This is a genomic window from Haliovirga abyssi, from assembly GCF_030295325.1.
Lineage (GTDB): Bacteria > Fusobacteriota > Fusobacteriia > Fusobacteriales > Haliovirgaceae > Haliovirga > Haliovirga abyssi.
The window spans coordinates 31185-50805 of record NZ_AP027060.1 but is presented as its reverse complement, the minus strand read 5'-3'; the positions used below and the strand labels follow the sequence as shown (position 1 = coordinate 50805).

Annotated in this window: 15 protein-coding genes (1 of these 15 running past the window's edge); 2 read left to right on the top strand and 13 right to left on the bottom strand. The window is 25.1% G+C overall.

Features of this window, described 5'->3' with window-relative positions:
- Nucleotides 1-91 precede the first annotated feature (91 nt).
- The 4 genes from asnS to RDY08_RS10620 all read right to left on the bottom strand — a co-directional run bounded on the left by asnS (nt 92) and on the right by RDY08_RS10620 (nt 4047).
- On the bottom strand, nt 92-1468 hold the full coding sequence (gene asnS, locus RDY08_RS10635; protein WP_307905604.1) for an asparagine--tRNA ligase: 1377 nt from the start codon (nt 1466-1468) through the stop codon (nt 92-94).
- A gap of 260 nt (nt 1469-1728) precedes the next feature.
- Nucleotides 1729-2430, bottom strand: coding sequence for an ABC transporter ATP-binding protein (locus RDY08_RS10630; protein WP_307905603.1), 702 nt, complete (start codon nt 2428-2430; stop codon nt 1729-1731).
- Nucleotides 2427-3155 carry an ABC transporter permease gene (locus RDY08_RS10625; RefSeq protein ID WP_307905602.1) on the bottom strand — a complete coding sequence of 243 codons (729 nt, stop codon included), beginning with the start codon at nt 3153-3155 and terminating at the stop codon, nt 2427-2429. The genes RDY08_RS10630 and RDY08_RS10625 overlap by 4 nt, the downstream gene beginning before the upstream one ends.
- Complete coding sequence (locus RDY08_RS10620; RefSeq protein WP_307905601.1) at nt 3133-4047, bottom strand: ABC transporter substrate-binding protein; 915 nt, start codon at nt 4045-4047, stop codon at nt 3133-3135. The genes RDY08_RS10625 and RDY08_RS10620 overlap by 23 nt, the downstream gene beginning before the upstream one ends.
- A gap of 316 nt (nt 4048-4363) precedes the next feature.
- Between RDY08_RS10620 and RDY08_RS10615 the strand changes: the two genes are divergently transcribed.
- Together RDY08_RS10615 and pdo are read left to right on the top strand one after the other, a co-directional pair.
- Nucleotides 4364-5350, top strand: coding sequence for an FAD-dependent oxidoreductase (locus RDY08_RS10615; RefSeq protein ID WP_307905600.1), 987 nt, complete (start codon nt 4364-4366; stop codon nt 5348-5350).
- A gap of 41 nt (nt 5351-5391) precedes the next feature.
- The gene (gene pdo, locus RDY08_RS10610) at nt 5392-6036 is read left to right on the top strand and encodes a protein disulfide oxidoreductase (RefSeq protein WP_307905599.1); all 645 of its coding nucleotides are present in this window, start codon (nt 5392-5394) and stop codon (nt 6034-6036) included.
- Nucleotides 6037-6191: 155 nt separating this feature from the next.
- On the opposite strand, the gene RDY08_RS10605 is transcribed toward pdo, so the two are convergent.
- The 9 genes from RDY08_RS10605 to RDY08_RS10565 form a co-directional block, all read right to left on the bottom strand.
- Nucleotides 6192-7064 (bottom strand): aldo/keto reductase, encoded by an 873-nt coding sequence (locus RDY08_RS10605; RefSeq protein WP_307905598.1) that lies wholly within the window; start codon nt 7062-7064, stop codon nt 6192-6194.
- Nucleotides 7065-7094: 30 nt separating this feature from the next.
- Nucleotides 7095-7358 (bottom strand): SemiSWEET transporter, encoded by a 264-nt coding sequence (locus RDY08_RS10600; protein WP_307905597.1) that lies wholly within the window; start codon nt 7356-7358, stop codon nt 7095-7097.
- A 12-nt stretch (nt 7359-7370) separates the two neighbouring features.
- Nucleotides 7371-9041, bottom strand: coding sequence for a glycoside hydrolase family 13 protein (locus RDY08_RS10595; RefSeq protein WP_307905596.1), 1671 nt, complete (start codon nt 9039-9041; stop codon nt 7371-7373).
- A 168-nt stretch (nt 9042-9209) separates the two neighbouring features.
- Nucleotides 9210-10232 carry a LacI family DNA-binding transcriptional regulator gene (locus RDY08_RS10590; RefSeq protein ID WP_307905595.1) on the bottom strand — a complete coding sequence of 341 codons (1023 nt, stop codon included), beginning with the start codon at nt 10230-10232 and terminating at the stop codon, nt 9210-9212.
- A gap of 412 nt (nt 10233-10644) precedes the next feature.
- Nucleotides 10645-13641: a hypothetical protein gene (locus RDY08_RS10585; RefSeq protein WP_307905594.1), complete on the bottom strand. Its 2997-nt coding sequence runs from the start codon at nt 13639-13641 to the stop codon at nt 10645-10647.
- A 34-nt stretch (nt 13642-13675) separates the two neighbouring features.
- The gene (locus RDY08_RS10580; protein WP_307905593.1) at nt 13676-15025 is read right to left on the bottom strand and encodes a TolC family protein; all 1350 of its coding nucleotides are present in this window, start codon (nt 15023-15025) and stop codon (nt 13676-13678) included.
- A gap of 117 nt (nt 15026-15142) precedes the next feature.
- Nucleotides 15143-16474, bottom strand: a complete 1332-nt coding sequence (locus RDY08_RS10575; RefSeq protein WP_307905592.1) for an HlyD family type I secretion periplasmic adaptor subunit — start codon at nt 16472-16474, stop codon at nt 15143-15145.
- Between the two features lie 16 nt (nt 16475-16490).
- Nucleotides 16491-18611 (bottom strand): type I secretion system permease/ATPase, encoded by a 2121-nt coding sequence (locus RDY08_RS10570; RefSeq protein ID WP_307905591.1) that lies wholly within the window; start codon nt 18609-18611, stop codon nt 16491-16493.
- A gap of 213 nt (nt 18612-18824) precedes the next feature.
- Nucleotides 18825-19621, bottom strand: the final stretch of a protein-coding gene (locus tag RDY08_RS10565; RefSeq protein WP_307905590.1) for a calcium-binding protein. 24904 nt of this gene lie beyond the right edge of the window; 797 of the gene's 25701 nt are visible here — the last part of the coding sequence; its start codon lies off the right edge, out of view; its stop codon occupies nt 18825-18827.

The window sequence follows — 19621 nt, the reverse complement described above, 5'->3', positions numbered from 1 at the left end:
TAATTATATGTCACAAACATCAAAAATTTAATATCGCGATTAAATTAATAGGGCGAAAATAGATTTCGCCCCTAAAATTTTAACTATTTTCTTAAAAATCTGCATTTTTTGGAGTTCTAGGAAATGACACAACATCTCTTATATTTTGCATTCCTGTCACATACATTACCATTCTTTCAAACCCAAGTCCAAACCCTGCATGTTCAACTGTTCCATATTTTCTAGTATCAAGATACCACCAATAATCTTCTTGCGATAATCCTAATTCATCCATTTTAGATTTTAAAGTCTCTAAATTTTCTTCTCTTTGACTTCCTCCTATTATTTCTCCAATTCCAGGAACAAGTAAATCCATAGCTGCAACAGTTTTTTCGTCAGGATTAAGTTTCATATAAAATGCTTTAATCCCTTTTGGGTAATCTGTTACAAAAACAGGTTTTTTAAAATGTTCTTCTGTTAAATATCTTTCATGTTCTGTTTGTAAATCATTTCCCCATTTCACAGGAAAATCAAACTTTTTATTAGATTTTTCTAAAATTTCAATAGCTTCTGTATAAGTTACTTTAGCAAAATCAGAAGATGAAACGTGTTTTAATCTTTCAATAAGTCCTTTATCTATAAATTTATTAAAAAACTCCATCTCTTCAGGAGCTTTTTCTAACACATAATTAATAATAAATTTAGTCATCTCTTCTGCTAGTTCCATATCATCATTCAAATCTGCAAAAGCAATTTCTGGTTCTATCATCCAAAATTCAGCAGCATGTCTACCTGTATTAGAATTTTCAGCTCTAAATGTTGGACCAAATGTATAAACTTTTCCAAATGCCATACAATAAGTTTCAACATTTAATTGTCCACTAACAGTTAATCCAGCTTCTTTTCCAAAAAAATCTTTTGAATAATCTTTTTTAGCAAGATTTTCATTAGAAAGAGTTGTCACTTTAAACATCTCTCCTGCTCCTTCTGCATCACTTGTAGTTATTATAGGTGCATGAACATACACAAATCCTTTTTCTTGGAAAAAAGTATGTATAGCATGAGCTAATAAAGATCTAACTCTAAATACTGCAGAAAAAGTATTTGTACGAGGTCTTAAATGAGCAATTGTTCTTAAAAATTCAAATGTATGTCTCTTTTTTTGAAGGGGATATTCAAGTTCAGAAACCCCTTTTATAATAACTTCATTAGATTTCACTTCAAAAGGCTGTTTTGACCCTGGGGATTTTACTAAAGTTCCATGAACCAAAATAGAAGAACCTGTAGTTAATTTAGATATCTCTTCAAAATTTTCAAGATCATTTTCAAATACAATTTGTATTGAATTAAAAAAAGTCCCATCATTTAATTCAATAAATCCAAAATTTTTAGATGTCCTAATTGTTCTAATCCATCCCCCAACAGTTACAGGTTTATCTAGATAGTTTTGATGATTTCGGTATAAATCTTTCACTTCATTTTTTCGCATAAGTATCCTCCTTGTAGGTTTAGAAACGTTTCATATTTTTAAACGTTCTTTAGTAAAACTAATTATACAACTTTTTTGTTATGATTTCAACTTATAATAACAAAATAAGCTACGCTTCATCTGGTAAAACATAAATATTTTTCTAAATTTTTGGGTTCTGAAAAATTTTGCCTTGAAAAATCGCATATTTCAAAAAAACGGCGTAGCTTATTTTCTGCATAAATTTATACTTTCCTATTAAATAAAAAATAATCCATACTTCATTTGGTAGAGCATAAATATTTATAAATTTCTTTTTCTAATTCAATAATTTTATTAGAATATATCTCTCTTTCAGATTTATTAATATCTACATTTAAGGTTTTTTTTATAATTGTAGGAGGTTTAGAAAAAATATGTATAATATCTCCCAATAAAATTGCTTCCAAAACATCATGTGTAACCAAGAGTATTGTTTTCTTTTCTTGCACTAATAATTTAATAAAATCATATATAATATTTATTTTTAATTCAAAATCTAATGACTTAAATGGTTCATCCATTATAATAAAATCTGATGGAGAAATAAAAGCTCTTGCGATGGAAACTCTTTGTTTTTGTCCACCGCTTAAATTATTTATATTTTCATTTTTTTTATCTAAAATCTCTAAAATAGAAAGAGTCATATCTATTTTTTCTAAATAATTTTCTGAATCATTTAAAACAAATTCGATATTATCCAAAACAGTTTTATTTGGTAATAGTCTATCTTCTTGAAATACATAACTAAAAATATTACTATTATTAATAATCTCACCTTTAAAATCCTTATCCAGATTTGATAACATTCTCATTAAAGTTGTCTTCCCACTTCCTGATGGTCCTAAAATAACAGTAACTTTTCCTTTGGGAATAATTAAATTAAAATTATCAAATAGTTGAAAATCATTAAAATTTTTATATAAATTTTTTATCTTAATCATAATTTTTTCTCCAAAAATAAATTTATTATAAACTCAAAAAAGAAGCTAATAAACACAATAATTAAACTCCATGCTATAATATCACTTGTTTCAATATTTATCCAAGCCCAATTCATTTTTTCCCCTATCCCATTTTGAGAACGAGCAATTATTTCAGCCATTATTGATATTTTAAACCCCTGTCCAGAACCAATTTTTAATGATGAAAAAAAATTAGATTTTATTGTTGGAAGATATATATTTTTCATTATCTTTTTTTTACTTACTTTATATATATTTGCCATTTCTATTAAATTTTTATCAGTATTTAAAATAGCTGTAGAGATATTTAATATAAAAATTGGAATAGTGGCAATTATTAATATAAAAATAGGAATAAAATTATTATCAAACCATATTAAAGCAAGTATAATCCAAGAAATAATTGGCATAGATTGAATAAAAATAACAATTGGAGAGATATAAGAATTAAATTTTTCATTTAAACCTGAAAACAATCCAATAACAGTTCCAAAACTAATTGCAAACAGTAATCCAATTAAAGTCCTCATAAAACTATATCCAATTATAGTTATAAAGTTTTCTTTTATTAAAATATCTCTTAAAGAATAAATCACATTCAAAGGAGAAGGTAAAACTATTTCATTGTAAAAAAAAGAGGCTAATTGCCAAATAAACAAGACAATTAGCATTACTATAAATTTATTTAATGTATATTTTTTCATTTGGTAGTTTTCCACCAATCATTTTAGGATTTATATTTTTCAAATGATTAAAATATGGAATAAGATATTTACTTTCTCCTTTAGAAATAAATACAAGATTCATATAATCAATTGAGTCAAAAATAATTTTTGCTGAAAAAAGTTTTGAAAGTTGTAATTTTTCTTTCCCTAATTTAGCAGCTTCTTCTTTATGACTGTTAACCCAATCGCTGCTTTTTTTCAAATTCAACAAAATTTCATCTATCTTAGCTTTATTTTTATTATAATATTTAGTTGGAACAACAAGAGCAACTTGTGGTATTCCTTTTAAATTAGAATCAATTTTTTTCCACTCTTTTGTAAACTTTACAACCCTTTTTACTTTTTTATTTTTAGATAAAACCAAACTTGCAAGTGGTTCAGGAACTACTGCTGTTTTAATTCTGTTTGTCAACAACATTTTTGTTATTTCTTGAGAAGAACCATATTTTATCATTGGAGTTACTTTATTTTTCGCAAAAGCAAATTGTGCAATAACATCAGGAGAAGACCCCTGTGCTCCAATATAAATTTCTTTACTGTTTAAATCTTTTATTGAATTTATATTTTCATCACTACTTAATAAATAGACAAGACCTAAACTTGTAATACCTAATATTTTTAAATCTTTTCCTTTATTATATAATTTTGCAGCTACATTTGAAGGAATAATATATAAATTTCCTTTTTCTTTGATTATTTTAGGTATAACTTCTGTATTTGCATTTGTATAGTATTGAATATTAATTGTAGAGTCATTTTCTTTAGCTCTTAATATTGGTATCGCCGGTGGAGCTTTTGGTGTAATAATAGTTATTGAGTAAGCAGAAATAGTTATAATAAACAGTGATAATAATAATAATATTTTTTTCATTGTATCCTCCTAATTTTTTATATTGCAACTTTTTTTATGCATTATTATACCATAAAAAAGTTATATTTCAAAGAGAGTTAATTACTTTTATATTTTAATTGTAAATTTATTATATTTTGGAATAACAAAACTAAACTAATTTTCATCTATTAAATTATAACAAATTATATATACTTCTGCTTGAAAAATAATTTGATAAACTATAAACTTTAAAACCTGAATTAAATTTAGTTGGAAAAATATAAATTTATAAGGTATAATAAGAAATGAGGTATAATTATACCATCATTTCTTACTTAAAAAGGGGGAACAAATTATGGATTTAAATCTAAATTTAGATGGATTTGATATTGAAAATAACGGTAATACAAAAAATTTAGATGAGAATAAAATTTATGAACTTCTAATTATTGGGGGTGGTCCTTCTGCAATGACCGCTGCTGTATATGCTATGAGAAAAGGGATCGATACTGGAATTATCACCTATAAATTTGGTGGACAAATATTAGAAACAGAAGCTATTGAAAACTATATGGGGTTTATGTATATCAAAGGAGAAGACCTTGTTAATAAATTTAAAAATCAAATAGATCAATTCCCTATTGGATACAAATCAGGTTTTGAAGTAACAAAAACAAAATTAAAAAAAGATATAAAAGAAATTTATGTCTCTGATGGTACTAAATACAAAGCTAAAACTGTAATAATTGCTGCTGGCAGCAAATGGAGAAAATTAAATATTCCTGGTGAATCTGAATTTTCTGGAAAAGGAATTGCTTATTGTACAACATGTGATGCTCCTTTTTATAAAAATAAAAAGGTTGCTGTAATAGGTGGAGGAAATGCTGGAATAGAAGCAGCAATAGATTTAGCTAGCATTGCAAAAGAGGTTACTTTAATAGAATATCTTCCAAAATTAAATGGAGATAAAATATTAATAGATAAATTAAATAATTTTTCTAATGTAAAAATTATGACTAACCATCAAATATTAGAAGCTATTGGAAATAAAAAACTTGAAAAAGCTAAATTTAAAAATAGAGAAACTAATAAAATATTTGATATAGAATTAGATGGTATTTTTGTAGAAATAGGATTAATTCCTAATTCTCAAATATTTAAAGACGAAATAAAATTAAATTCAAAAAATGAAATATCTATAGACTGTTCCTGTAAAACTAGTTTACCAGGAGTATTTGCTTCTGGAGACATTACTTCTGTTCCATATAATCAGGTAATCATAGCAGCAGGAGAAGGTGCAAAAGCTGCATTATCTGTATATAGTTATTTGATAAATAAATAACTTATATTTTACATAATAAAATATAAAGGAGAGCGATTACAATGAAAATCTTTGATGAAAAAACATTAATACAACTAAAAGAAGCATTTGATAATAAATTAAAAAATGAGGTTAAAATATTATTTTTTAAGTCTAGTGAAACTGATAAATATATAGAAGAGACAGAAGCTTTTTTAAATGAGTTAAAAAGCACAACTGATAAAATTAAATTGGAAATTTATGAAAATGAGGAAAATAATGAAAAAATAGAAAAGTTTAGTATTAAATTATACCCTGCAATAGTTTTAACCAACGAAGATGAATCTATCACAGGAATTAAATATTATGGAATCCCTGCAGGACATGAAATAAATTCTTTTGTTTTAGATTTAATTAGTATTTCAGGAAATGAAAAGGCTTTATCTGCTCAAATTTTAGACAGAATAAATAAAATTAATAAAAAAGTAAATATAAAAATATTCATTTCATTATCTTGTCCTCATTGTCCTGGAGCAGTTGTAAATGCACACAGACTTGCATTAGAAAACAGAAATATAGATGCTGAAATGATAGAAAGCTCTAGATTTAATGAATTAGCTAATAAATTTGGAGTATCTGCAGTACCTCATATTTTATTTAACGAAACAGAAAAATTATTAGGCGATCAACCTTTAGATAAATTTTTAGATATTATAGAAAATTTATAAATCTACTACCATACTTCAAATAGCAGAGAATTAAAGCAAAATTACAATTAAAAAAATCTCTAGACATTATAATCATTAGAAAAGCATTAAATGTTTTTCTAATGATTATTTTTTTGAATTTTATAAATATTCTCAATTTAAAACATTTATTACAATTACATATATTTCTTTAACGCTTTCAAATTTTCTTCTAAGTGATTTCTTTTAGTTACGCTAAATATAACTGTTCCCACGCTTGATTTATCTATTAAATATTGTATTGCTGTATGAGATAATGGTTTTGGAAGCTCTTTTATTTTTTTTATAGCTTTTTCAAAATTATCTTTATTATTAAACAATGGGTTATGCTCTCTTATATCACCAGGCTTTAATTGGTAATTTTCATCTATTTTTCCTGATAACATTCCTTGAGCCAATGGGCTATATGGAATAATACTTATTTTATTTTTTTCACAAAAAGGCATTATTTTTTCTTCAATACTATTTTGTAGTAAATTATATTGATTTTGTAGTGAAACTATCTCACTATATTCCAACCCTTCTTTTAATTGTTCTAATGAAAAGTTGCAAACTCCAATATTTCTAATTATATTTTGTTCTTTTAATTCATTTAATGCTGTAAAACTTTCTTTAAGAGGAGTTTTATTATCTGGCCAATGAATCTGGTATAAATCTATATAATCTGTTTTTAATCTTTTTAAACTTTTTTCAATATCATACATTATAGCATCTCTTGAATTATCAATTCTAACTTCTTTATTTTCATTCCATAAAAGTCCACATTTAGTAGCAATATAAATATCTTTTCTTATCTCTTTTAATAGTTCCCCAATTCTCTCTTCTGATTTTCCCATTCCATAAATTGGTGCTGTATCAAAAAAATTTATCCCACTTTTTATTGCCAAATTTATTGTTTTATATGCTTCATCTAAGTTTATACCGCCCCAGCCATCTTCTCCTAATGCCCAAGCTCCATATCCAAGAACAGAAACATTCATATCTGATTTCCCTAATTTTTTATATAACATAAATTTTCCTCCTAGTTTTGGTTGAGTACTCTAATTTTTATTACCTTCTTTTATTTTTAATATTAATACAACAGTTGCAGGTATTAAAGTTACAATATTTGCTATTAAAACTGGCATACTATTAGAAAAAAAACCATACAACAACCATAAAAATACTCCAAGTGTAAACATACTATACATAATTAAAGATATACTTTTAGTATCTCTTGTTTTAATAACTTTTATCGCCTGTGGAAAAAATGATAATGATGTTAATGTTGCCGCTGTAAATCCTAATACTGTTACTATTGTCATTTTTAATCACCTCTATTTTATTTTATAAATTCTTGCTTCATATGGCTTTAATTCTACTTCTAAACTATTTTCATAATTTGATATTAATAACTCTTTTTCATATCCCTTTAAATCTAAAGTTTCATTATCTCCAAAGAAATTTATTACTACTAAAATTTTACTATTCTCTTTTTCTAATATATAACTCATAACTTTTTCATTTTCTACATTAATTTCTATATATTTGCCATAAATTAATTCTTTATTTTCTTTTCTAATTTTTATCAATTTTTTATAATAATTATATATAGAATTTTCATCTTTCAAATCATTTTCTACATTTATCTCTTTATAACTAGGATTAAGCTTTATCCAAGAATTCCCTGTTGTAAATCCTGCATTTTCTGTATCATCCCATTGCATTGGAGTCCTGCTGTTATCTCTACTCATTTGATGAATTTGTTTCATTATTTTTTCTTTATTTTCTTTTTTATCAAATACCATTTCATTGTAATAATTAATAGTTTCTACATCTTTATAGTCATCTATTTTTTCAAATGCTACATTTACCATTCCAATCTCTTCTCCTTGATAAATATAAGGAGTTCCTGGCAATGTCAATGTAAAAGTAGCCAACATTTTAGCAGATTCTTTTCTATAATTTTTATCATCTCCAAATCTTGATAATGCTCTTGGCTGGTCATGATTCATTAAATAGTTTGAATTCCAACCACCTTTTTCTATTACTAATTGCCATTTTTTAATTATTCTTTTTATATCTTTTAATTCAAATTGTTTTGTATTCCATTTTACAATTTCTGAATCAATTCCCATTAATTCAAATTGAAATATCATATTTAATTCTCTGTTTTCTTCTGCTGTAAAATTAATCCCTTCTTGCGGAGTCGTTCCCGGACATTCTCCTACAGTCATTATATCATATTTGCTTAAAACTTCTTTATTCATCTCCTTAAACCACTCTTCAACTTTTGGACCATTCATGAAATAATCTCCACCCCAACTATATTTTTCTCCTTTAACTTTTGGAACATCAGGTAACCCATCTACTTTTGATATTAAATTTATAACATCCATTCTAAATCCATCTATCCCTTTATCAAGCCACCATGTCATCATTTTATAAACTTCTTTTCGAACATTTTCATTTTCCCAATTCAAATCAGGTTGCTTTTTTGTAAATAGATGCATAAAATATTCATCTGTTGTTTTATCATACTTCCAAGCTGAACCACTAAAAAATGAAAGCCAGTTATTTGGTTCTATCTCTTTTCCATCTTCTTTATTCTCTTTCCCTTTTCTCCAAATATAATAATCTCTATATGGATTATCTTTTGATTTTCTTGATTCCACAAACCACTTATGTTCATCTGATGTATGATTTACAACTAAATCCATTATTAATTTTATTCCTCTTTTATGAAGTTTATCTAACAGTTCTTCCCAATCTGCCATTGTTCCAAACTCATCCATTATATTATAATAATCGCTTATATCATATCCATTATCATCATTTGGCGATTTGTATACAGGATTTAACCAAATTATATCTACTCCTAAATTTTCTATATAATCTATTTTTTCAATTATCCCTCTTAAATCTCCTATTCCATCTCCATTACTATCTTTAAAACTTCTTGGATATATTTGGTATACCACTCCCTCTTTCCACCATTTTTCTTTCATTATAATATTCTCCTTTATTTGTAAATTATATTTAGTCAATTGTATAACTCTACGACTCTTATTTTTATTGATTTAAATTAGTATGTTTTTTAATTGTCTACCCACCTTTCGCAAACGTTTGCGAAAGCAGTAAAAGTTATTATTCTAACTTATCTCTCAAACTCATATTTAGATCTCAATTACAGTATCTCTTTCTACTAAATATGGTTCAAATACTTTTTTTATACTTTTATTTTTTTTAGTCATTATTATATCTATTAATGTTTTTACACTCTCTTTCACAATCTCCTCTATTGGTTGATGAATAGTCGTTAAATATGGTTTAAAAAATTTACCAAATTCAATATCATCATAACCTATTACAGATACATCTTTTGGAACAGAAATCCCATTATTTTTTAAAGCTTCTATAACAGCCAAAGCTGATAAATCAGTTTGTGCAAATACAGCAGTAACTTCTTTAAATATATCTATATTTTTTTCTATTATATTATAATTTTCTTCAAATGATAAATCTGTTTTAAATATAATTTTTTCATTAACTTTTATTCCATTAGAATTAAGTGCTGCTATATACCCATTAGTTCTTTCTGCTTGTTCTATCCCTAAACAATCCCAAGTTAAAGTTGCAATTTTTTCATGTCCTTTGTTTATTAAATATTCCGTAGCCATATAACCACCTTTATAATTATCAGTACCAATATAATTTATATTTTTATCAAAAAAAAGTTCTGGCTTATGATGTAAAAAAATAACTGGAAAATCTTTTTCAGACAAAAATTCAAATTCATCTTCTAATATATTTTCATGTATAATTATTAATCCATCAATTCTTCTGCTTTGAATCATTTTTTGAATATTACTTTTTTTATCTAAACTATTTTTTGCATATTCTATTCTACTTGTATAACCTTCTTTTTCAATCTCTCTTAATAAATATCCTAACATTTTACCAAAGAAAACTTCAATTCTTATATCTCCAAAAAATTCAGGTACTATTATTCCTAATGTGTTAGTTTTTTGTGTATTTAAACTTCTCGCGTTTAAATTAAATTCAAATCCCATCTCTTCTGCTATTTTTTTTATTTTATTTTTAGTTTTTTCAGATATTTGATTACTGTCATTCAAACTTCTAGATACTGTAGAGTGACTAACTCCTGCTACTTTAGCTATATCTTTTATTGTAATCAACTTAGTTCACCTCTTTTTCGCATACGTGTGCGTAACTTGGTAAATATATTACTATATATATTTAGTTTTGTCAATAAGGAATTTTTAGTTGTCTAATTCTGAAACTAAAAAAGCACCTCTCTAGCAGTAAAACTGACGGAGAAGTGCTTTTAATTTAATCTATCAATTAAACTACAAAAATGGGGAAACTTAAAGGAATTTTTTTATCCAAATATTACAGTCCCCTATATGGATAAAACAAAAAGTCTGATTATATATATATTAAACTAAAAGTACCCAATATATTAATTAGGAACGTTAAAAAAATAATGTTCTCATATTTTGTTATAAAAACGCTTAAAACATTGCGTATTTTATAACAAAATGGGAATGTTATTTTTAAGCCATTCCTTAATATCTAATCTCAACACTGCTACCTCACACCCCAAACTCCATTCTCATTAAAATATTCGTCCTTCCATTCATTTATAAGATTTCCACTTGTATCATAAGCAGTTATCTTTATTACCATATTATTTTTCAATTTACTGTTTAAAGTTTTCCCCTTGTCAAATTCCGATTTTATATTTGTTATATCTGCTCCTGAGATATTATAAATATATTCATCACTATTAGTATCTTTTTTTATATTTGTAACTACTAACTCTCCTATTTTATTGTTATCTTCATATATTGCCAATATATCACCTATCATATATTTTGCTTTTTCTTTTAATTTTAATTTTATATAATCAGTCCCAATATTTTTAACTTCTCCTATTGCTGATTCTCTGCAAAAAATATCTTTATTATTTTCTGTAGCTATAAATAAATCTTCTTTTTTTATGTCAAATAAACTATCCTTGAATTTTACTTTTATTTTATTTGTATCTATTATATCTACTATTTCTATTATACCTTTATCTTTTATTTCTAATTCCATAGTTGGATATATTCCTTTTATGTTTTCTACTTCTAATATTTGTTCCAATTCTGTTTTTCCTGACTTTAAAAAATCTTTACTTAATTTTAGACTTAAATTTTTCATAGATATATTGAAATAGTAAGTTCCCTTGTTTAAATAGCCATTATCTTTTAGTTCATATTTTATATTGTCATTCACATTGCTAATTGCTATATTTAATCCCTTTGTTGTATCTATATCTTCATTAAATTTTATTATATTTTCACCTGGCTCTAGTACATAATCCCCACTTATTCCCAATATACTTTTTATTTCTGGTTTATATTTGTCTTCTAATATCATTATTTTACTATTATCAAAATTTGCTTTTTGGTTGTTCAAACTTACTGGAATTACTACTAAATCTATTTTTTTACCATATCCTAATCTATCTTCGTTACTATAACCTTTTAATTGTGTTAAATCTATTTCAATATCTTTTATCTCTCTATTTATTATAGAACTTTTTGATACTTCATTTTTTGATATCTCTTTTAGATTTTTCCAATATGAATAATCAGAATTTAGTTTTCCATAAACTATAAATTTTGAAATTCCTCTTAATTCATTTTTATCTAAATCTATATATTTTTCTGCTATTTTAAATTTAATTTTTAGCTTATTTAAACTATAATCTGTTGTTCCTTCACTTCCATTTTCTAATTTTAAAGGAGAGTTTTGTTTTTCTATATCTGTATATACTCCCCCTATTAAATCATTATCTAAAATAAAATTTTCATCTTTTGATATCTCTTTAGAAATTCCATAATAAAAATCTATTTGTGGTTTTATTGATTCTAAAGTCGCTTCTTGAATTTTTATTAATTCCCCTTCATACTCTTTTACTCCTAAATAAATATTGTATTTATTTCCTTCTTTACTTGTTAATTTTTCATTTAGTTTTATCTTATAATTTACCCCTGCTTGTAAATTTACCAATGGTTCTATTTCCAAAATTTTACTATCTTTTATTACACAAGTAGTTAATATTTCATCTGCATTTTCATATAAATAAACTATGTTTTCTCCTGCTGTTTTTATTTTTGCTATTGCATCTTCAGATAGTTCATTATTAAATTCTATTGTTATTTTATCCCCTGGATTTAAGTTTGCTTTTACTTTATCATTTTCTAAAAAATTTGCTTTTGATATTTCTAATCCATAATTTGGTTCTAATTCATTTGCTTTAAAATATAAGTTTTTATCTTTTAAATCTTCTCCTATCTCATTTGCAATAGTTAATTCTTCAAATATTTCATCTTTTCCTATAAAATTATATACTCCATTATCATCTAAATCTATAGGCTCTGCTACTATTTTTATATCTTTATATTCTATATCACTAAATGAGTATTCTCCTGTTTCATTAGTTGTAGTTTCTTTTATTAAATATGTACCGTTATATAGTTTAACTTTTATATTTGATATTCCAATTTCATCAATCATAACCTTACCACTCAAATTATAATTAACCATTTTATCATACCATAAATCTTTTTTTATCTCTGTATTATTATCTCCACCTATTTTTACTAATCTTTCCTTTTCAAATTTATATTCTTCGCTTCCATCTTTATCCATATCCATATTTTGAACTTTTAGTTTATATTCTCCCTCTTCCACTTCGTTAAATTCATAAGAACCAATTTCTGAACTATAAATGCTTTTGTATTCACTTCCATCACTTTTTAATAAATCTATCTTAGCTCCTTCCATTATCTCTTTTTTATCTATATTTTTATATAATTTACCTTGTAATGTATATAATTTATTTAAAGATAAATTTTCCATTTTTTCTTTAGAAGTCAAATCTTCTCCTGTTAATTTTATAAAATATTTTTCAGTATTGCTTCCTTCTAAATATATTCCTACTCTAATTTCTTCTATAATATATTCGCCTTTTTCATCTAATCCAAATTTTGGAATATTATCAATTTCAAATTTATCTCCATTTTCTAAATTTTTATTATATTCTAAATTATCAAAATATTCTTGATATTCTTTTTTAGCTTTGATACTTATATGTACTTTCAAATTTTCATCTAATAATTTCTCTTTTAATTTACCTTCTACTTTTATCAAACTGGTTAATTCTACTTTCACACTTTTAACTACATTTTTTAATGGATACCCATTTATATCATTTGTCCCATTTATTTGAATATTTGTTGTAGAATTATCATATTTTACTGTTATATATTTACTTAAATAATTTCCCTTTTCTACTCTGACTACAAATTCTGGATTACCACCTATATCTATATCTTCTATGTAAAATTTACCTTGTTTATCAGTTTCTGCTAACTTATCACTTATATATACATTTGCTTTTTCTATTCCTTTTCCTGTAGAATCTACTACATATCCACTTAATATCCCTTTTGGAGTAATGTTTATACTTTCTTCTCTAAAACACCCTGTTGTTAATATTAATATTAAATACACAATCCAACTTAATTTTTTCATCTTTTTTTAATTTCTCCTTTTTTCTTTATTCTATTTATTTTTCATTCATAATATTTACTTTCTTTATCCAATATTGTTCATACATAAATTTTGATAATTTATATTCATTCTTTTTGTTCTCTACTTCTGCTTTTATATAATTTGTTTTTGACTTTATATAATCTGATGCTCCCGCATACCCTTTTATAAATAGTTTTTTATTTAAATTATTTATTTTAAATTTTATTCCTACATCTTTTTGTGATAGCCTTAATGCTTTTTTTAAATTTATATAATTTTTTTCCTCTTCTGTTTTTTTTATTATTAACTCTTTCTCTTTTATTTTTAATAATTTTTCAAACTCTAGATTTTTATTTCTATTTTCATCAATTTTATAATTATATCCAAAAGCCTCTCCAGTAAAATTTATTCCTAATTTATAATTATTTTTTTTCAAATCATATTCTGAATATATATTTATATCAACTTGATTTTTTCTATTTAGTAATTTTAATTCCTCTTTTAACATATTTTTCCTATTTATTATATCCTCTTTTTCTATGTGTTCTACTTCAATTTCTCCTATATCTATTTTTTCTAATGGAAGTAATCTTATTTTATTTCCATTTTTATTTATATATGATAATAACTTTTCTTTAGAAACATTTACCTTTTCGCCTAAAATATCAATTCTGTTTTTTATATTTTCCAATTCTAAATTTATTATTTCCACATCTACTTCTCTTTTTTTTCCTACTTCATACTCTCCTTTTACTATTTTTAACATCTCTTTATTTTCTCTAAACATTTTGAAGTATAAACTTTTTTCCTCTTCCTTTGATTTTATCTCTACATAAAGTTGTATTAATTCTTTTATTTTTTCGAATTTCTCTTTTGTTTTTTTTAATTTTATATCTATTTTTTCATACTTTATATTATTTTTGTTATATTTATATTCGCTATAAAATATATCATTTATATTTTTATTATATCCTATACTTATTTCAGAAATCTCATTTTTATATCTATTTGTATAAATTGTATCTCCTGATATATCTATATTTCCATTACTATACTGATCATCAAATTTTATATAAAAGTCTCTATAACTACTTTCTAAACTTAGATTTCCATGTAAAAACCTCTTATCTTTTCGCCAAATATTTAATTCTTTGTTATATAAAAGTTCATTCCCATTTTTTAATGACAATTTAATTTTTGAATTTTTCTCTTTTTCTATACTTTTCTTTTTCCTTTCTAATGTATCTAAATTTAATTTTTCTATATTTGTTATGTCTCCTTTTGACAAAAATTCTTCTATAATGTCATTTAAACTATATTCTACACTATATGACAAATTAAACATAACAAAAAATATGCTAAATATAATATTTATCTTTTTCAATTTTCATTTCTCCTCTTAAGAACGTTTAAAAAATAATGTTCTCATATTTTGTTATAAAAACGCTTAAAACATTGCGTATTTTATAACAAAATGGGAATGTTATTTTTAAGCCATTCCTTATCTTAATTTTAAGCTTTCTGGTACTTTCATTAATGGTGATAAGAAAAACTCTATTACTCTTCTTTTCCCTATTTTTATATCTGCTGATAAATTCATTCCAGGTAGTAACTTTATTGCTTTTCCATTTACATTTATTGTTGTCTTTTGTAATTTTATTTTTGCTTTATATATTGCCCCTAATTTTTTATCTTCTATTATATCTGAGCTTATATATATTATATTACCTTTTATTGATCCATATTTCTGAAATGGAAATGTATCTAATTTTATATCTACTCCTTGTCCTTTTTTTATAAATCCTATATCTTTATTTAATATTTTTACCTCTGCTAACAATGGTGTATTTTTAGGAACTATTGTTATTATTGGTTTTGCAGAAGTCACTACTTCACCTATTGTTGTTACTCCTATCTCGTTTATTATCCCATCTACCGGAGAATATAAATTCCTATTTTTATAGCTCTCTTTTGCTCTTATATAATTTGCTTCTAATTCTATTTTCTTTTTATCCAATTCTAATATTTTCTCTTTTACTCCTTTATCCCAACTTTTATCTAAATTTACTAAATTATCTTTCGTTTCTGTTAATTGGCTTTTTATTACATCTATTGTTGCATGTTCTTTTTTTAAATCTTTTTCTGTTATTAATACTTCATCTTTTTTATTTATCCAATCTATTCTTGGAATACTTCCTACTTCATATAGATATTTCAAATTTTCCTCTTTTTCCTTTAATGCTCTATATTTTTCCAATAATTTTTCTAAATTTGCTTTAGTTACTAATATCTCTCCATCTTTTTGTTTTATTAATGTCTTTAGCCCATCTCTTTTAGACAGATATTCTTTTTCTTTTGCTTCATAATAATTTCTTTGTGAATTTATCTCACTTTTTGACAATACTTTTTCTATATCTTTGTTATTTTTAAATATGTCTCTTACCTGTTTTTTCCTTAATATATCCATTTCTAATTTTACCATTAATAGTGACTTGTTTAATGCTTCTAAATTTGCTGCTTTTGTTTTTAAATTTAATTTTACTAATAACTGTCCTTCTTTGACTTCTGCTCCTTCTTCTACTAATATATCTACTATCTTTCCTTCTTCTAAAGATTGAATTACTTTTAATTTCCCACCTGGTACTATTTTCCCCATTGCCGTTGCTACTTCATCTGTTTTGCTTACATATGACCATGTTATTACACTTATTAATAATAATAATATTATCCATATTATTAAACTCCCAAGTGGCGAAGGAGGACTTTCTACTATCTCTAGTGCTGATGATAAAAATTCATATTTTGCATTTTTTTCTTTTTTGTTCCTTAACATAAATTATGCCTCCACTTTATTTTAATTGTTGACTATATAAATAATAATATAACCCCTGTTTGCTTAATAACTCTTTTGGTGATCCATATTCTATTAATTCTCCCCTATCCATTACCATTATTAAATCTGCATCTTTTAAAGTTGATAATCTATGTGCTATTATTAGTACTGTTCTTCCATCACATATTTTAGATAAGTTTTTTTGAATTGCACTTTCAGATTCATAATCAAGAGCTGATGTTGCCTCATCAAATATTAATATTTTTGGGTTTGTTATTAATGATCTTGCTATTGCAATTCTTTGTTTTTGACCTCCTGATAATGCAGAACCTTTTTCTCCTACTTGTGTATCATATGCTTCTGGTAAATCTACTATAAATTCATGTGCTCCTGCTATTCTTGCTACATTTATTATCTCTTCCATACTTGCTGTTGGCTTATTTATTGCTATATTTTCTCTAATTGTCCCATTAAATAAGAAGCTTTCTTGCAGAACCACTCCTATTTGTCGTCTTAACCATGCAGGATCTGCTAATGAAATATCTATTCCATCTACTGTTATTTTTCCTGCTTCTGGTATGTATAATCTCTGTACTAATTTTGCTAACGTACTTTTTCCAGAACCACTTCTTCCTACTATTCCTATTGTTTTCCCTGCTGGGATTTCAAATTTTACATCTCTTATTACCTCTGGTGCATCTGCTCTATAACGAAATCTCACTCCTTCAAATTTTATATCTCCTTTTAATTTAGGTAGCATCATCTTTGAAGGGTCTATACTTGGTTCTGGCTTTGTATTAAATATATCTCCTAATTTATTTATTGATATTCCTATTTGTTGAAATTCCTGCCACATTTGTACTAATCTCAATACAGGTCCACTTACTCTGCTTGATAACATTCTAAATGCTATTAATTGCCCTATTGTTATTTTGTTTTCTATTACTAACTTTGCACCTAACCACAATACTAATAGATCTGTACTCTTTTGAATAAACTGTCCTAATGCCCCTGCTACTCCACTTAATAAGGATACCTTAAATCCTGATTTTGTATATTCTGCAGACACGTTTTCCCATCTTTTTTGAAATTCTGGTTCTAATGCAAATGATTTTATTGTATTTACTCCAGATACTGATTCTACTAAATATGATTGTACTTCTGCTCCTGTTTTAAATTTTTCGTCTAATCTACTTTTAAATATTGGAGTTACTACTATTGATAGTACTATAAAAAATGGAAAACTACCTAATATTACCCAGCTTAATGTTGAACTATAAAAAAACATTACTATAAAATATACAAATATAAACATCACATCTAATATAGAAGACAATGGAGCTCCTGTTAAAAATTGCCTTATATTTTCTACTTCTCTTACTCTAGCTACTGTATTTCCTATTCTTCTTACTTCAAAATATCTTAATGGTAATTTTAACAAATGAGAATATAATCTAGCTCCTAATATTACATCTATTTTATTAGTAGTATGAGTAAATACATAATTTTTAGCTATTTTTAATATAGTTTCAAAAATTGTTACTATAAATAAGCCTATTATAAATACATCTAATGCACTTAATAGTTTATGATTTAAAACTTTATCTATTATTACCTGCATAACTATCGGAGTTGCTAATCCTATTATCTGTATTGAAAGTGAAGCGGTTAATACTTCACTTAATGATTTTCTATATTTCCATACTGTTGGAATAAACCATTTTATATTAAATACTTCTTCTTTTATTTTAAATCCTTTTGGCTTTAATAATATTATCTCGCCATTCCAAATGTTTTCTAACTCCTCTTTAGATAACATTTTGGGTGTTCCCTCTTCTGGATTTAAAATTAATATATTATCTTTTTCAAATTTCCCTGCTATTACAAATTTTCCATCTTTTAAATGTAATATTGCAGGTAATTTTATATCTCTTATTTGTTTATAACTCATTTTATATAATTTTGCTTTTAATCCTATCCCTTTTGCAGCTTTTAATATATCAAGCACCTGCATTCCATCTTTTGATATTGCAAATGCGTGTTTTAATTGTTCTGGATTTGTATTTAAATTATGATATTTTGCCATCATCATTAAGCTTAATAAGCCAGTGTCTTTTTTTTCTTTCTCTTCATTCATCTAATTTTCATACCTCTCTTTGTTTGTTTGAATTTCATCATTGGAAGCAAGATATTAACCCCTACAAATGAATTGGAACATTGTAGAGGTTAGTAATTTTAACAACTTTTAGGAACGTTTAAAAAATAAGTTTCTTATATTTTGCCATAAAAACGCTTGAACCATTGCGTATTTTATAACAAAATCGGAAGGTTATTTTTAAGCCGTTCCTTATTAATTTTTATGTTGCCAATATTGTGTTAATATTGTTTCTACTTTTTGACTCTCTTCTTCTTTTAATTTTGTCCAGCTCATTCCTTCATCTGTTTCTAGTGTTGACATTGCTTGTATTAATTTTTCTAAATTTTGATTTGTTAATACTTCTGTATCTGTTTCTATATTTTCTATTTGATTATCTGAACCTAAATTCCAATCTTGGATTATAAGCTGTTCATTTCCATTATATTTTTTTATTAGTAAATCATTATTTGAATTTTCTATTATTAAATCTAATGGGTTTATATCTAATTTTAATGTGTCGTTTCCACCATCATCTTTTATTGTATCTTGTCCATAGCTTTGTCCAAAGATATATGTGTCATCTCCTAAGCCACCTTTTAAGGTGTCATTTCCTGTTCCGCCATCTAGTGTGTCATTTAATTCTTTTCCGTAAATAACATCATTTCCTATTCCACCATATAAAATATTAGATTTTGAAACAGTCCCTACCATCATATCATCATTATTTGTTGAGCCGTCTCCAAAACCAAAACTTTCTATATTGATTTTTCTCATATTATCAATATCTGTCTTTAAGGCTTCAAACCATGGCATATTTTTTTCTGAACTATTATTAATTATTTTCTGAAACAGTGTATTTATTTGAGCACTTAATTTATTTTGTCCATTTGAACTAACAAAATTATTATAAGATTCTTGAGTTCCACTATAACCTATTTTAGCAGTTATAGAATTTCCGCTTGGTAAAATAGAAACTTTTATATTTAACTCTTGTCTTTTAAAGTCAATCT

Excerpts from the sequence above, each read along its gene's own strand:
- RDY08_RS10595 (WP_307905596.1), bottom strand. The coding sequence starts at position 9,041 with ATGAAAGAAAAATGGTGGAAAGAGGGAGTGGTATACCAAATATATCCA.
- RDY08_RS10620 (WP_307905601.1), bottom strand. The coding sequence starts at position 4,047 with ATGAAAAAAATATTATTATTATTATCACTGTTTATTATAACTATTTCT.
- RDY08_RS10625 (WP_307905602.1), bottom strand. The coding sequence starts at position 3,155 with ATGAAAAAATATACATTAAATAAATTTATAGTAATGCTAATTGTCTTG.
- RDY08_RS10570 (WP_307905591.1), bottom strand. The coding sequence starts at position 18,611 with ATGAATGAAGAGAAAGAAAAAAAAGACACTGGCTTATTAAGCTTAATG.
- RDY08_RS10615 (WP_307905600.1), top strand. The coding sequence starts at position 4,364 with ATGGATTTAAATCTAAATTTAGATGGATTTGATATTGAAAATAACGGT.
- RDY08_RS10605 (WP_307905598.1), bottom strand. The coding sequence starts at position 7,064 with ATGTTATATAAAAAATTAGGGAAATCAGATATGAATGTTTCTGTTCTT.
- RDY08_RS10600 (WP_307905597.1), bottom strand. The coding sequence starts at position 7,358 with ATGACAATAGTAACAGTATTAGGATTTACAGCGGCAACATTAACATCA.
- asnS (WP_307905604.1), bottom strand. The coding sequence starts at position 1,468 with ATGCGAAAAAATGAAGTGAAAGATTTATACCGAAATCATCAAAACTAT.
- RDY08_RS10630 (WP_307905603.1), bottom strand. The coding sequence starts at position 2,430 with ATGATTAAGATAAAAAATTTATATAAAAATTTTAATGATTTTCAACTA.
- pdo (WP_307905599.1), top strand. The coding sequence starts at position 5,392 with ATGAAAATCTTTGATGAAAAAACATTAATACAACTAAAAGAAGCATTT.
- RDY08_RS10585 (WP_307905594.1), bottom strand. The coding sequence starts at position 13,641 with ATGAAAAAATTAAGTTGGATTGTGTATTTAATATTAATATTAACAACA.
- RDY08_RS10575 (WP_307905592.1), bottom strand. The coding sequence starts at position 16,474 with ATGTTAAGGAACAAAAAAGAAAAAAATGCAAAATATGAATTTTTATCA.